Origin of the sequence: Bifidobacterium bohemicum DSM 22767 (genome assembly GCF_000741525.1) — a bacterium.
Classification (GTDB): domain Bacteria; phylum Actinomycetota; class Actinomycetes; order Actinomycetales; family Bifidobacteriaceae; genus Bifidobacterium; species Bifidobacterium bohemicum.
In genome coordinates, this window is sequence record NZ_JGYP01000001.1 from 1 (window position 1) to 15,608 (window position 15,608).

At 57.3% G+C, this 15,608-nt stretch carries 10 protein-coding genes; 9 read left to right on the top strand and 1 reads right to left on the bottom strand.

Annotation, left to right across the window (positions count from 1 at the left end):
• Positions 1–52: 52 nt before the first annotated feature.
• Positions 53–1,579 (bottom strand): DUF349 domain-containing protein, encoded by a 1,527-nt coding sequence (locus BBOH_RS00005; protein WP_033520121.1) that lies wholly within the window; start codon positions 1,577–1,579, stop codon positions 53–55.
• A gap of 92 nt (positions 1,580–1,671) precedes the next feature.
• Between BBOH_RS00005 and hisS the strand changes: the two genes are divergently transcribed.
• The 9 genes from hisS to BBOH_RS00055 all read left to right on the top strand — a co-directional run bounded on the left by hisS (position 1,672) and on the right by BBOH_RS00055 (position 15,428).
• Entirely contained in the window at positions 1,672–3,075 is a 1,404-nt protein-coding gene (gene hisS, locus BBOH_RS00010; protein WP_033520122.1) for a histidine--tRNA ligase, read from the top strand.
• A 67-nt stretch (positions 3,076–3,142) separates the two neighbouring features.
• Positions 3,143–4,936: an aspartate--tRNA ligase gene (gene aspS / locus BBOH_RS00015; protein WP_033520123.1), complete on the top strand. Its 1,794-nt coding sequence runs from the start codon at positions 3,143–3,145 to the stop codon at positions 4,934–4,936.
• A gap of 433 nt (positions 4,937–5,369) precedes the next feature.
• Positions 5,370–6,161: an amino acid ABC transporter ATP-binding protein gene (locus BBOH_RS00020; RefSeq protein WP_033520124.1), complete on the top strand. Its 792-nt coding sequence runs from the start codon at positions 5,370–5,372 to the stop codon at positions 6,159–6,161.
• Positions 6,162–6,191: 30 nt separating this feature from the next.
• Positions 6,192–7,043: a glutamate ABC transporter substrate-binding protein gene (locus BBOH_RS00025; RefSeq protein WP_033520125.1), complete on the top strand. Its 852-nt coding sequence runs from the start codon at positions 6,192–6,194 to the stop codon at positions 7,041–7,043.
• Positions 7,040–7,717: an amino acid ABC transporter permease gene (locus BBOH_RS00030; protein ID WP_033520126.1), complete on the top strand. Its 678-nt coding sequence runs from the start codon at positions 7,040–7,042 to the stop codon at positions 7,715–7,717. The genes BBOH_RS00025 and BBOH_RS00030 overlap by 4 nt, the downstream gene beginning before the upstream one ends.
• Before the next feature lie 3 nt (positions 7,718–7,720).
• The gene (locus tag BBOH_RS00035; protein WP_033520127.1) at positions 7,721–8,866 is read left to right on the top strand and encodes an amino acid ABC transporter permease; all 1,146 of its coding nucleotides are present in this window, start codon (positions 7,721–7,723) and stop codon (positions 8,864–8,866) included.
• A 24-nt stretch (positions 8,867–8,890) separates the two neighbouring features.
• Positions 8,891–11,428 (top strand): DEAD/DEAH box helicase, encoded by a 2,538-nt coding sequence (locus BBOH_RS00040; protein ID WP_033520128.1) that lies wholly within the window; start codon positions 8,891–8,893, stop codon positions 11,426–11,428.
• A gap of 1,472 nt (positions 11,429–12,900) precedes the next feature.
• Positions 12,901–14,277, top strand: coding sequence for a replication-associated recombination protein A (locus BBOH_RS00050; protein ID WP_033520130.1), 1,377 nt, complete (start codon positions 12,901–12,903; stop codon positions 14,275–14,277).
• Positions 14,278–14,438: 161 nt separating this feature from the next.
• Positions 14,439–15,428: a D-2-hydroxyacid dehydrogenase gene (locus BBOH_RS00055; protein ID WP_033520543.1), complete on the top strand. Its 990-nt coding sequence runs from the start codon at positions 14,439–14,441 to the stop codon at positions 15,426–15,428.
• Positions 15,429–15,608 lie beyond the last annotated feature (180 nt).

Genomic DNA, 15,608 nt, shown 5'->3' on the forward strand with positions numbered 1-15,608 from the left:
GTTAATTCGGTGCGGACCGGCCTTTATTGAGGAGAAGGAAGCTTCAGAACGCTTACTTCACCGCGTTCAGCCACTGCTCCTTGGTGGCTTTTTCGGCCTCGAGCTTGGACTTCTTGGCCGGGTCGGACTCGGCGGCGATTTTGGCGTCGAGCTCATCGAGCTGAGCTTTGAGTTGAGTCGCGAAGCTGGAAACACGGGCGTCGGCTTCGGGGTCTCTTTTCTTCCATGCGGCGTCTTCAACGGCCTTGATCTGGCGGTCGACGGCATCGAGACGGCCCTCGATGCGGCGCATGTCCTCGCGGGGAACGTAGCCGATCTGATCCCATTGCTCCTGAATGCTGGCCAAGGTCTGGCGAGCCTTTTTGGCGGCTGCCTCGTCGGCTACAGGTACCAAGGCCTCCGCCTTCTTAAGCAGTTCCTCCTTCTTGGCAAGGTTCTCCTTTTCGCTGGAGCTCATCTGCTCACGGTCGGCTTGACGCGCCTGGAAGAAGACATCGCAAGCCGCGCGGAAGCGAGCCCATAATTCGTCGTCCTCTTTCCGTCCGGCGCGACCGACGGACTTCCAACGGTCCATCAGCTCATTGAACTGGTGCGAGGTGGCACCCCAGTCAGTGGAATCCTTAATGGACTCGGCTTCCTTGATGATCGCCTCTTTGGCGTTGATAACCTCGGTGCGAGCCGCATCACGCTGCTGCGCCCACTTGCGTCGGCGCTGGTTGAATTCGGTTCGTGCCGAGGAGAACCGCTTCCACAGGGCGTCTGCGTCGGCCTTGTCGATACGTACGGAGGTGCGCTGATGCTCCTGCCATTCATCGAACAGGGAACGGAACTTGTCCGCGGTCGAACGCCAGTTGGTTGACTCGCCAAGCGAGGCGGTGAGCGCTTCGGCCTTCTCGACGATGGCTGTGCGTTCCTCGATGGCTTTTGCGACGGCTCTCTTACGAGCCTCGGCCAGTTCGATCTTCTTGGCCTCGCCAGCCTGCTTGAGCTCCTCGTACTGTGCCTTGAGCGCCGGGATATCGCCCACGACCGCGGGACTGTCCGTCTCCTGTCCGAGTGATTTGATCGATTCGTCGATTTCGCGAGCTTTGATGTTCGAGGCTTTCAGACGTGTAGCGAACAAGTCGAGTCTGGCCTTAAGGTCCAGGTAGCGCTTTGCGTAGAGTGTCAATGCCTCATCGTTGGTGACGCCGGGGAATTGGCCGATCTCACGTTCGCTTTCGCCTTCCTTGACGAACACGTTGCCCTTGTCGTCCACGCGACCGAACGCTTCGGCGGTTTTGACGTCCTCATCGGAGTATATCGCCGGTGCCGGGGCGGCGACGGGATGTCGCGTCGGCTTCTTGGCAAAGGCCAGGGGTGAGGGAACATTTGTCTTCGAGTCTTCGGTTCGCGTCGCCGTCATCGATGTTTTTTGTGCGGTTTCCTGAGCTGGTGCCGCCTGTGCATCAGCGTGTTGTGTTGCATTCCTGATCTGATCCGACTCGGAGCTGGCGGTCTGTGGTTGCGTGGGTGCAACGGTCTCCTGATCGTCGGGTTCGGTGATGTGTTCGGATTGAGTGACTTGTTCGTCGGCCATGGCCAGCTCCTTGGGTCTTGTGTGACAGCAGGTGTGTAGGAAAGCGGTTAATGACGTACCGTTTTCCACAACACTCCCTATTATAGGGAATTATGGCTAAAGGCGCATCTATATCAGGATTTCCGGAGTGGCTACCAAGCGAAAGGGTAGTGGAACAGCGGGTTATTGACACCCTGCGTAAGGTTTTTGAGCTCAACGGTTTCATTGGCATTGAAACAAGGGCTGTCGAAGAAGGTTCGAGCCTTCTGAAAAAAGGTGAGACAAGCAAGGAGATTTATTTGCTGTCACGCCTTCAGGAGGTTGGTCATGAGTCCGACACGCCGATAGAACAGCGACTGGGGCTGCATTTCGATCTGACTGTTCCGCTGAGTCGTTATGTGGTCGAGAATTCAGGTCAGCTGGCCTTTCCCTTCAAGCGCTGGCAGATTCAGAAGGTCTGGCGGGGGGAGCGTCCTCAAGAAGGCCGTTTTCGTGAGTTTGTCCAGGCGGATATAGACGTGGTGGGCAATGGGGATCTGCCCGAGCACTACGAGGTCGAGCTGCCGTTGGTGATGGTCAGCGCGTTGGAGGAGCTGCGTGCGTTCGGTCTGCCCAAGGCTACGGTTCACGCCAACAACCGCAAGCTTTCAGAGGGATTCTACCGAGGTGTCGGTTTGGGAGACATCGAGGGGGTGTTGCGCGAGATTGACAAACTTGACAAGATCGGTGCCGATGAGGTTGCCAGACTCTTGGTCGAGAACTGCCATGCCGATCAGAGGCAGGCTCAGGCGTGTCTTGAGCTGGCGCAACTGACGGCGAGCAATGGTGCCGAACTTCAAGCGCGCTTTGATCAGTTGTGGAGCAAATACTGTACGGCGGCAGACCGAGAACAGTATCACTCTATGGCCCAAAAGGGCTTGGATACGCTGGCGATGATTATCGACGAGGCGGCCGCCATTCGTCCTGGTTCGGTTATCGCGGATCTGAAGATCGCCAGGGGACTGGACTATTACACCGGCTCCGTGTATGAAACGTTCCTTGACGGTGCGGCCTCGCTCGGTTCGATATGTTCGGGAGGACGGTACGACAACCTTGCCTCACAAGGTAACCGTAAATACCCGGGGGTCGGCCTGTCGATCGGTTTGTCGCGTCTGGTTTCCTATATGTTGCACTCCGCTGGTGCCGCCGCCTCCCGCGTCTCTCCGGCCTGTGTCATGGTTGCGGTATGGAATGAGGATGACCGCTTGGCATCCAACCGGATCGCGGCGCAACTACGCGAGCGTGGTGTGGCCGCCGATGTGGCGCCTTATGCTGCAAAACTAGGAAAGCAGATCAAATACGCCGACAGACTCGGCATCCCCTACGTTTGGTTCCCGGCGGACGCTGCCGGCGAAGATGGGGGTTCGGGCACCGATCAGGTCAAGAACATAGTCACCGGGCAGCAGTGCGCAGCTGATGTCACGTCATGGCTGCCGGATAGTGTGTATGCCCGGCAGACCGTCAGTTTGAAACATTGATATAGGTCTTGACGACTCGATATTGCGCAAACGCGAGCATCAACGAGTATTAAGGAATAGAGGAAGTATGAGCCAGACGGCTTACAGAACACACCATGCCACCGAGGTCACCGAAAAGCTGGTCGGTCAGAGGGTCACCCTTGCGGGTTGGGTTGACCGCCGACGCGACCACGGCGGTGTCGCTTTCATTGATTTGCGTGATGCGACCGGTCTTGTGCAAATCGTCATCTATGACGAGGAAGTGGCACGTCCGCTTCGAAGCGAGTTCGTCGTGCAGGTGGTCGGTGAGGTGCGTGAACGCCCCGAAGGCAACGAAAACGAGCATCTTGTCACTGGTAAGGTCGAAGTTGTGGTCGAAAGCCTGACGGTATTGGCCAAGTCCGACGCGCTGCCGTTCCAAGTGTCAACCGCCCTTGAGAATGAGGCGGAGAACAAGCTGCCGGGCGAGGACGTACGGTTGAAGTACCGTTATCTCGATCTGCGCCGCCCCGCCATGCAGCGCAATCTCAAGCTCCGCAGCGACATGACGCGTGCCGCTCGCCACGCCTTGGAGGAAATGGACTTTACCGAGGTCGAGACTCCGACCTTCATCAAGTCCACACCGGAAGGCGCGCGTGATTTCGTGGTGCCGGCGCGTCTGGTGCCCGGTTCCTGGTACGCGTTGCCGCAGTCGCCGCAGCTGTTGAAGCAGCTGCTTATGGTCGGTGGCGTTGAGCGATACTATCAGTTGGCTCGTTGCTATCGAGACGAGGACTTCCGCGCCGATCGTCAGCCCGAGTTCACCCAGCTCGACATCGAGATGAGCTATGTCGGTCAGGAAGACGTGATGGCCATGGCCGAAAAGGTCATCGCCGCCATTTGGAAGACCCAGGGTTACGACATCAAGCTACCGATTGATCGCATCACTTGGCAGGACGCCATGGATAAGTATGGCTCCGATAAGCCTGATCTGCGTTTCGGCAATCCGATCGTAGAACTGACCGATTACTTCAAGAACACTCCGTTCCGCGTGTTCCAGGCGCCGTACGTCGGTGCCGTGGTCTTCCCCGATGGGGCGGACACCCCTCGCCGTCAGTTCGACGGTTGGCAGGAATGGGCGCGCCAGCGGGGAGCCAAGGGCTTGGCGTATGTGCAATTCTCCGGCGATGGTGAGCTCAAGGGACCCGTTGCCAAGAACCTTTCGGACGAAGAGCGTGCCGGACTCAAACAGGCCGTCGGTGCGAAAGACGGCGACGCGGTGTTCTTCGCCGCGGGAGCCCGTGAGCCCTCCCAGTTGCTGCTGGGTGCCGCACGTGTCGAGATCGCGCGCCGTGCGGGACTTCTCGACCCTAAGAAGTTCGCCTTTACCTGGGTGGTCGATTTCCCGTTGTTCAAGCGCACCGACGATCCGGACGACGACGATGTGGCCGTGGGTCACTCCAAGTGGACCAGCATGCACCATCCGTTCACGATGCCGAGCGCCGATTGGATCGACAAGTTCGACAAGGATCCGGAGCACGCGATGAGCGACTCATATGACATCGTGTGCAACGGTGAGGAGATGGGCGGCGGTTCGGTTCGTATCCATCGCAACGACATTCAGGAGCGGGTGCTTGACGTGCTCGGCATCGGCCCCGATGAGGCCAATGAGAAGTTCGGCTTCCTGCTTGAGGCATTCAAGTATGGTGCGCCGCCTCACGCGGGCATCGCGCTTGGTTGGGATCGTACTGTTTCGATTCTGGCCGGCGAGGATTCCATCCGCGACGTCATCGCCTTCCCGAAGGCCGGTGGCGGTCGTGACCCGCTTACCGGAGCCCCGGCCCCGATTTCCGACGAACAGCGGGCGGAGACCGGTGTGGACTACGACCCTGATGAGGAATGATGTACCTTAAACGCATCTTTCTTCGCTCACCTGTTTTCAAGTGATTTCGAGATGGATGCGTGAGGGTTGGAAGGCGGCATGGTGCTCTTCATAGGCACCGGCCGCCTTTTGCGTGTTTTTGCGACCCGTTGTGAGCAAAACCAGGTTGGTGCGTTACGATGCGATTACCGATATATTAACTGCGGCGATGATTAGCATGGCGAAAACCCATATAAGGGCCGGAACTTGATAATGATGCCAATTTCGCGAGAAGCTTGACCGTAACATAAGGTCGGTATACTTTTCCCCAGGCCAGAAAAGTGGCGATGCTTGCTTTACTGCGGTCTCGTGAGGACGTTGAATGGGAATCCGCGAAGGCAGGCGCGTTCACGGGCGATATTTCCCATATATAAGCGGTGAAAAGGAGTATACGGTCATGTCACTACTCGAACACATGGATACAGGCCAAGCAAGCGCCGGAAAGACATCGGCGGTCCCAACGGAAAACGACCGGCCGCTCGTCGAACTGTCCCACGTCGAAAAGCACTTCGGCAAGTTGCATGTTCTGAAGGACATCAATCTGAAGGTCAACAAGGGTGAGGTGCTGGTCGTGGTCGGGCCTTCCGGATCCGGCAAGTCGACGATGTGTCGGACCATCAACCGTCTGGAGACCATAGACTCGGGCACCATTCGTATCGACGGCCAGCCACTGCCGCAAGAGGGCAAGGAACTTGCCAACTTGCGGGCCGAGGTCGGCATGGTCTTCCAGCAGTTCAACCTGTTCGCAAACAAGACGATCCTTGAAAACGTGACGCTCGCTCCGGTCAAGGTGCGGCATATGTCCAAGAAGGATGCCGACGACTTGGGTATGGATCTTCTGGCCCGTGTCGGCGTGGAATCCCAGGCGGCCAAGATGCCGTCGCAGCTTTCCGGAGGCCAGCAGCAGCGCGTGGCCATCGCGAGGGCTTTGGCGATGCAGCCGAAGATCATGCTGTTCGATGAGCCCACCAGCGCGCTCGACCCCGAAATGGTCAACGAGGTGCTTGATGTGATGATGAAGCTTGCTTCCGAAGGCATGACCATGATTTGCGTGACCCACGAGATGGGCTTCGCCCGCAAGGCGGCCGATCATGTGGTGTTCATGGCCGATGGTCGCATTCTCGAAAAGGGCACGCCCGAGCAGTTCTTCGATCATCCGCAGACCGATCGCGCCAAGGACTTTCTTTCGAAGATTCTCACCCACTGATGTTGGGTTTGATGGCAAAGGACTTGATATATGACTAGATTCAATCAATGCATGAAAGCACTCAAACGCCTTGCGGCCGCCGTTTGCGCGGCGGCGTGTGTCGTCACACTTGCGGCCTGCGGCACGGATGACGAAGCCGGCAAAGTGCGTATTGGCATCAAATTCGATCAGCCGGGCCTGGGGTTCAAGAAGGCCGGCACCTACGTCGGTTTCGACGTCGATGTGGCACGGTATGTGGCTCGAAAGCTGGGTTACTCGGACGATCAGATCGTGTTCAAGGAGGCTCCTAGCAAGCAACGAGAGGCCATGTTGCAAAATGGCGATGTTGATATGATTTTCGCTTCGTATTCGATTACCGAAGAACGTCAGAAAGCCGTTTCGTTCGCCGGCCCGTATTTTGTCGCGGGTCAGGATCTTATGGTACGCAAAGATGACCACGACATCAACAGCGTCAACGATCTGAATGGCAAACGGCTGTGCTCGGTGACCGGCTCAACCTCCGCGCAAGTGGTCAAAGAACGTTTTGCCTCCGAAGTGCAGCTCATGGAACAGCCCGGTTACGCCGAATGCGCGACGGCACTGTTTTCAGGAATCGTTGATGCGGTGACCACTGATGACATCATTCTCGCGGGTCTTGCGGCCAATGCGCGAGGCAGACTCAGACTCATCGGCAAACCGTTCACTCAGGAATACTATGGCGTCGGCATCAAAAAGGGCAATACGGCCCTGGCCCGGCGAGTTGACGCAGCTATCATAGATATGGAGAAGGATGGCTCTTGGCAGCGTGCCATCAATGACAATACCCGTGGAGTCACTTATAAACCCAATATGAAATACAACCCGCCCAAGGCCGATTTGGGCAAGACGGGAGAGAAGGCATGAGCGAATTTCTGCAACTGTTTACGCAGTATAACATTATCGGAGCGTTTTGGGTGAACATCCAACTGACCTTGTGGTCGGCGCTTTTCTCCCTCATTCTCGGTGTTCTCCTGCTGATGATGCGCATTTCGCCGATTTCCTCGCTGCGAGGTTTGGCAGGTGCATATGTCGAATTCTTCAAGAACATGCCGTTGACGATCATTATGGTGTTCATGGTGCTTGGTGCATATGCTCAGCTCAAACTCACATTCTCCGACAAGTTCGTCGTCAATTTCTTTTGGCTGGCCGTCACCGGCCTGTCGCTTTACACCGCGGCGTTCGTCTGTGAATCGTTGCGATCTGGCATGAACACGGTGCCGTTGGGGCAGGCCGAGGCCGCCCGTGCGCTTGGACTGGGGTTCTTCCAGTCGGCAACGGAGGTCATCCTTCCGCAGGCGTTCCGTGGTTCGGTGGCACCTTTGGGCAACACGCTTATCGCGTTGCTCAAGAATTCGACCGTCGCGGCCGCCGCTTCAGTCGCCACGGAGACATCAAGCCTGATGAGCACGATGATCGAATTCCATGCGAATTCGATTGTGGGCATCTTCCTGATCTTCGCTTTGGGCTATATCATTCTCATCATTCCGATTGGACTGCTGACTACGGCTTTGTCCAACAAACTTGCGGTGCGGAGGTGACGCATGGACAACAATCAAACTGAAACCTCTGTACTCTTCGATGAGCCCGGTCCAAGAGGCAAACGCAACATCAGAATCGCCAATTGGATCGGTGGAATCGTCGTCGTCGCCCTCGCGGTGCTTATATTGATGCGTCTGCACAATCCGCCGGATGGGGAGAACCAATTGGACTGGCAGTTGTGGCTGCCCGCCTTGGACTTTGAAGCCTGGACCGATTTCTATCTGCCTGGTCTGTGGATGACGATCAAAGCCGCCGCCGTGGCTGTCGTCGGATCGATGATCTTCGGTCTGCTCTTCGGCATCGGACGTCTGCTGCCCAGTAATATTCTCAAGGGCGTGTCCAGCGTCATTGTCGAGTTCTGCCGAGCGGTCCCCGTGCTGATGTTCATGATCTTCTTCTGGCGTTTCTTCGCCTTCGCGGGGGTCAAAGGCGCCTCGTACTGGGCGGTGGTTCTGGCGTTGATCCTGTATAACGGTTCCGTTGTAGCCGAACTTGTGCGTTCAGGCGTGGGCAATCTGCCCGGCGGGCAGCGTGAGGCTTCGCTTGCGTTGGGATTGACCCGTACGCAGTCCTTGATGAAGATTGAGGTTCCCCAGGCGCTTTACGCGATGCTGCCCGCTGCCGTTACCCAATTGGTGGTGGTGCTGAAGGACACGGCTTTGGGGTCGATCATCATGTATACCGACCTGCTGCAGGAGTCCCGCCGGCTTGGTTCGATGTACTTCAATATTCTGCAGACGCTTGTGGTTGCAGGAGTGATCTACTTCATTGTCTGCTGGATGCTTTCCGAGCTTGCCGAGTGGCTCCCGAGCCGCATGCAGACTCGTACTGCCGCGCCGGCCGAGGCCGAACCCATGGCTCCCATCGCCATTATGGATGCGTCCAATGTCAATCAGATCGCGGTGGCCAAGGAACTGGGGGAGGACCACTATGGTGGTGCACCGCGCCGTTACCATGTGCGCCATCGTGGTTCCAATGCGACGGCACGAGGTTGGCGTAAGGACAGGTACATGCAGGGTTACGATCCGAATCATCCTGATATCCTTCCCGATCAGCACCATATCGAACTACCGGAGTTTCCGGAATTGCCTCATCCGAAGTCCTCGAAGACGAAGAAGGACGACAAAGGAGACAAGGATAAACAGTAACCACCCGCCGGTAGGCTAGAGGCCATGACACAGACTCTGGGAGAATTGGCGCCAAGCCGGGATGGCGAGAGTGCGCGCAACATAGATGCCGACCAAATTTACCAACGGTTCTTCGACTGGGTGCGCGACGTCAAAGGCGTAGATCCATGGCCGCATCAGGAGGAAGCGGTCATGGATCTGCTGGTGGGCGACCATGTGATTCTGAGTACGCCCACCGGTTCAGGCAAGTCGTTGGTGGCACTTGGCATGCACTTCGCGGCTTTGTGCACTGGTAGGCGTTCGTACTATACGGCACCGATCAAAGCTCTCGTCTCCGAGAAGTTCTTCGATTTGGTCGAGGCTTTCGGTCACGACAACGTCGGGATGATAACCGGCGATACGTCCATCAACTCCGACGCGCCGATTATCTGCTGCACCGCCGAAATTCTCGCAAACCAGGCGTTGAGAGAAGGCGAAACCGCCGACATCGGCTGCGTGGCGATGGACGAGTTCCATTACTATGGTGACCCGGATCGCGGATGGGCTTGGCAGGTGCCGCTTCTGACCCTACCGCAGACGCAGTTTTTGTTGATGAGCGCCACGTTGGGTGATGTCAATGCCATTGCTGACAAGCTTGAAGACATGACCGGTATCGACGTTGATGTCATCGACGACGCCCCACGTCCGGTGCCGCTGTCATATCGGTATACCGACAGGCCACTCGCGGCAACTGTCGAGAATCTGTTCAATAACAGTGACACTCCGATTTATGTTGTCCATTTTTCGCAGGATGCGGCGCTTGAGACGGCGCAGGCACTGGCCAATACCGGGGTATCCAGCAAACAGCAGCGTCAGGCGATTGCCGATGCCATGAAGGGCACGAGTTTCACCACAGGCTTCGGCAAGATACTCCAACGCCTGCTGCGCACGGGCGTCGGCATTCATCACGCCGGTATGCTGCCCAGGTATCGCAGACTTGTCGAGCAGTTGGCACAGCAGGGTCTGTTGCCGGTTATCTGCGGAACGGACACGCTCGGCGTCGGCATCAATGTGCCGATTCACTCGGTGGTGCTGACGCAGTTGACCAAATTCGACGGCAATAAGATGCGTCGTTTGCGGTCCAGGGAGTTCCATCAGATCGCAGGTCGCGCCGGACGTATGGGCTTCGACACCGAAGGACTGGTGGTGGCCGAGGCCCCGGAGTTTGAGATAGAGAACGCCAAGGCCCTTGCCAAGGCCGGTGACGACCCGAAGAAGCTCAAGAAAATCAAGCGTAAGAAGCCGCAGGAAGGTTTTGTCTCATGGAACGAGGGCACGTTCGACAAGCTCATCGAGGCGGCTCCCGAGACGCTGACCCCGCATATGAAGGTCACGCATGCGATGGTTCTCAATGAGGTGGCTCAAGGAGGAGATGCACGTGCACGTTTGGATCGGTTGATCGATGATTCCTCGCAGAGTCCCGACCAGAAGGAATACCTGCATCAACGGGCCGAGGAGATTTTCGACACCATGTTCGACTCCGGCTTCATCGATTCCGACGAGGACGGACGTGGCGGGAAGGACTATCACTTGGCGGTCGATGTGCCGGATAATTTTGCACTAGACCAACCGCTTTCGCCCTTCCTGCTGGCCGCACTTGAACTGCTTGACCCTGAATCCGACACCTATGCGCTCGATGTCATCTCCATGGCCGAAGCCACGCTCGACGACCCCAAGCAGGTGCTTAAGGCGCAACAGCGTCAGGTGCGCGACGAGGCCATGGCCCAGATGAAGGCGGACGGACTGGATTACGACGAGCGCATGGAGAAGCTGCAGGAGGTCACTTGGTCGAAGCCTCTTGAACGGATGCTCGATGCGGCGTTTGAACAGTATCGTCACGATGTGCCCTGGGCCGCCGATTATGAGCTCAGCCCGAAATCGGTGGTGCGCGACATGGTCGAGACCGCCAGCGATTTCAACGGGTATATAGCCCGATACAACATCGCCCGCTCCGAAGGCACCTTGCTGCGTTACCTTTCCGACGCCTACCGTACGCTTGCGCGAACCGTGCCGGTCGAGAAGCGCGATGACCAGCTGGAGGACATCATCTCATGGCTGCGCGTGGTGGTGCGTTCGGTCGATTCAAGCCTGGTGGACGAGTGGGAGCAATCGGAATCGCCGGACTCGGGCGCCGAGAATCTGGCCGCCCCGAGCGGGGCTCCGAAGGCCGTCGAGGATCGTCGTGGTCTGATCGTGCTCATTCGCAACGCCATGTTCCGCCGCATCCAGCTGATGGATCGTGATGACGCAGTGTCGTTGGGTGCGCTCGACAAGGATTGGGGTTACGGCGTTCATCAGTGGGAGGATGCGCTTGACGACTACTATGACGTACATGAATACGTCGGCATCGACCAGCAGGCCCGAAGCGGGGATTTGTTCATCCTTGACGACCGCAACGAGGCCAAGGAACACACCTGGAAGGTGCGTCAGATCATCGACGACTCCGATGGCGACCACGATTGGGCCATCACCGGAACCGTTGACCTCGATGCCACGCAGGAAGGTGGGGAAGTCGTTTTCGTTGACTATCGGGTTGGCGACTGAGTATTTTTGCGCTGATTGCGTCCGTCCAGTCGATTCCGCTGACTCTGCTGTGTCTGCTTACTGGTTCTTTGACGCTCAAATGATGTGAGTGTCGGGAACCGGTATGGGGGGGGGATGTGACGTCATCGTGTCTCGAAATAGCGGAAGAGATGTGACTCCTTGATGAACGTCGCCGTGAATAATGCGGCGAGAAGAGTAGCGGCCGCAAGGGCTATCGGTGGGCGGATGGCGGTGGCCGGCACGGAATGAACGTTTCGACGGCTACACCGAGCAGCAGCGCGCCTCTACTCTGACCGGAGTGAAGCGCGCCCGCGTACTCGAGTCGGCGCCGGCGCACGGTCCGGCAGCCACAGTGCACACGCGGCAACGAAAAGGCATGAGGCCAGCAGCACGGCGAGCAACAGCCAGGTCACCGGCACCAGTCCTGAAGTGGAACGCAAATGTCTTTCGTCGTTATACTGGGATTTTTGTTCGGTTGATCCTGCTTTTGCTGCCGCTTCCATTTAGAGTCCGTTGGGGAATTTGATGAGTTTGATTTCCTTGTAGCCTCTGCTGGTCATGCAGGTTTTGTAGTCGGACCATGCGGATTCGCAGTACGAGATGGACACCTTGCCGCCGTGTTGTAGTGCTCGTTGGAGTATCGCGCGTTGTGAGTCGGAGACATTGTCGTTCTTCAGTATGTCGTTGATGAAGTCGGGTGGTGAGGCGGCAAATTTCTCGTCGGTTTGTGACGTGTACTGTGACGGCTGGTATCTGATTTGGCCAACCTTCGGTTTTGGTCGGCGACGCGCAGCCCGCAAGGGCCAGAAACGCTACACACAAAAACAGCGAGCAGCCGGAACGGCCTTCTAAGTGACGATTTGCTGGCCGCCGTTGTCTCAGCCCCAGACTTTCGCGTCGTCGTTGTGATTTCGGGCTGAGCCCCACGCTTCGACGCTGATCGACTGATTGTTTTTGTTGGTGTTGGCATGTAAATAGCGCCCGTCCTGCTTTACGCAGGCCGAACCCACGTACCGTGGGCGTCGTGCGTATACGCTTGCTGTGGAATATGTCCATGAGTAGGAGGCGGATCCGCTGACCCGTGTATTGTCAAGAGATGCAGCTTGGGCTGGTAACGCTCCAAAGCACGATGCAAGGGTGGAAGTTAGTATTGTCGCCCCCCCCCCACAGCGGTCAATGTTTTTGCTGATTTTTCCATGCTAATGCCCCTCATAAAAAATCGATAGATGTCATGTGCTCTACATTGTAACACATGTTGGATATGCTAAGTGAGGTTCTGGCTTACTGTCAATTATGCGTACCACATAGTGATACAAAGAATTGTTCTTTGCGCCGGGAGTAATGTTCCGTTGCTATGCGTCCGTGGTTTCGGCAGTGTGTTTGCTTTGTGGCTTTCTTCGTTCTTTGATCTGCCGAAACTCGATAGGCGAACAGATGTTCGACACTTCATCGGTGTCGAGTAGAATGAAGTTATGACTGAGGATTTGTTCAGCGCGGCGGACGCGCCCGAGGATGTCACCCGTCCGTTGGCCGTGCGGATGCGCCCTACCAGGCTTGAGGATGTGCTGGGGCAGGCGCAGGTGATGGGTCAGGGGTCGCCGTTGCGAAGGCTGGCGAATCCGGCCTCCAAAGGTTCGTTGACGGCTCCGAGTTCGATCATTCTGTTCGGCCCTCCAGGAGTGGGTAAGACGACGCTGGCCTATATCGTGGCGCAGCAGTCCGGGCGCGTGTTCGAGGAACTTTCGGCGGTCACCTCCGGAGTCAAAGACGTGCGGGCCGTGCTTGAGCGGGCGCACGAGCGTTTGGTGACCAGCGGGCGTGAGACGGTGCTGTTCATTGACGAGGTGCACCGTTTCTCGAAGTCGCAGCAGGACGCGTTGCTGCCCAGCGTGGAGAATCGTGACGTGACCTTCATCGGCGCGACCACGGAGAATCCCAGCTTTTCGGTCATCAAGCCGTTGCTCAGCCGGTCCGTGGTCGTCAAACTCGAATCGTTGGAACCTGAGAACCTCAAGACGCTTATCGAACGGGCGCTCGCCAGCGATGAGGGGCTTAAGGGCGAGGTGAAGGCGGATGAGGGCGCCATCGACCAGATCGTTCGTATGGCCGGAGGTGACGCGCGTAAGTCCCTGACGATTCTTGAAGCGGCGGCAGGCGCCGTAACGGGAGACAAGGAACGCAAAAAAGGTGCGCGCAAGCCCGTCATCACCGCTGAAATCGTCGGGAAGGTGATGGACTCGGCCACGGTGCGCTACGATGACGGTGGAGACGACCATTACGACGTGGCCTCGGCGTTCATCAAGTCCATGCGTGGATCGGATCCTGATGCGGCATTGCACTATCTGGCCGTGATGCTCAGGGCCGGCGAAGATCCGCGCTTCATCGCCCGGCGTATCATGATCGCCTCTGCCGAAGAGGTGGGCATGGCCGCTCCTCAGATTCTTCAGGTCACGGTTGCGGCTGCGCAGGCCGTGGCGATGGTCGGGATGCCAGAGGCGCGAATCATCCTGTCCGAAGCGGTGATAGCCGTGGCCACCGCGCCCAAGTCGAACGCCAGCTACCTGGCAATCAACGAGGCCTTGGCGGACGTAGACGCGGGGCATGTGGGTGAAGTGCCGCTTCACTTGCGCAACGCTCCGACCAAACTTATGAAACAGTGGGGCAACCACGATGGCTACGTTTACCCCCACGACGCGCCCGGCGCCGTCGCCGCGCAGCAATACATGCCGGACGAACTTCAAGGCCGTGAATACTACCATCCCAATGACCGCGGTTACGAGCGTGAGGTGGGTCCAAGACTTGAAAGGATACGGGAGATTCTGCGTGGAAATTCAAAGTCGGAGCCCTAAATCGGCCGATTCAGATGCAATTGGTAAGGTGTACGCTGATCGGTGGCTGCATTGCGAATCGACAGATTGAAATCAGTAGGATGAGCGACTTGGTCGTGTACCGTCTTTGTGAAAAGGACAGCAGACGATGAGTCATGCTTGTTGAGCGGGAAGGACAGATTATGAACGCAAGTGGGAATGACGACAGGCTTATCGTCAACTGTATACCGGTGGGGCAGGAGGATCGTCAGCGGTTCCTTGATGCGGCGGGCGACGTTGCAATAGCCTTTGCGGGAGATTTCGATCATTACGGCGACATGAAGGTTCAGGCTCAGATTCCGGTTGCCCTGCGTAGCAGGGCAACGGCGGTGATCGGCAATTTCGATCCGGAGATCGCTTCGGAACTGCCCCGTCTTGAATGGTTGCAGACATGGAGTGCAGGTGTTGATAAATACCTGAAGCCCGGTGTACTGCCGGAAACGGTGAAGGTCACCAGTGCCACCGGCGCGTATGGTCAATCCGTCGGCGAACATATGTTCGCGATGACCCTGGCATTGATGAAGAACCTTGCGCAATACGCCCGAGCCGATGCTGCGCACCAATGGAGGGACGCCGGTGAAGTAACTAGCCCCGAAGGGGCCACGGCGTTGATTCTTGGAACCGGAGACATCGGGTCGCATTATGCGACTCTGGTGAAAGCGGTGGGCATGAAGACCATCGGCGTGCGCCGTGATGCCGGCAAACCAGCCGAAGGCATCGATCGAATGTACGGTTTTGACGATCTTGACGAACTACTGCCCGACGCCGACGTGGTGGCCCTTTCCCTGCCTTCCACGCCGCAGACCCGCCACATTTTGGACTCACCACGTTTGGAATCGCTCAAACCCGAAACCATCATCATCAATGGCGGTCGAGGTGATGCCATTGATCTTGATGCGCTGGCCGAGTCCTTGGACTCCGGTGCCGTTCGCGCAGCGGGCTTGGATGTGACCGAACCTGAACCGCTTCCTGAAGACAGTCCACTTTGGGATGAGCCACGTTGCCTGATCACTCCGCATGTGGCCGGAGGCAGCCACTTGTCCGTAACCGATTCGCGGGTCATTGACATCGCATTGGCTAATGTGCGTCGTTATGCGGCCGGAGAACCGGTGGTCGATAACGCTCATCGGTGACGGATGTCGCAAAGGACGCGAGGCAGGTCAGGTTCCTGTTTTTTGTGAGGCAGATTGACATGGCTCGCATGTGTTGCTGGACGTTTTGATGCGTAGGTGCTGTTTCCTACTTGCCTATCATTGCTCGGTTGAATTGGTCCGGCATGGATGATGAAGAGGCTTTGGCGGGTTGCTGTTAGA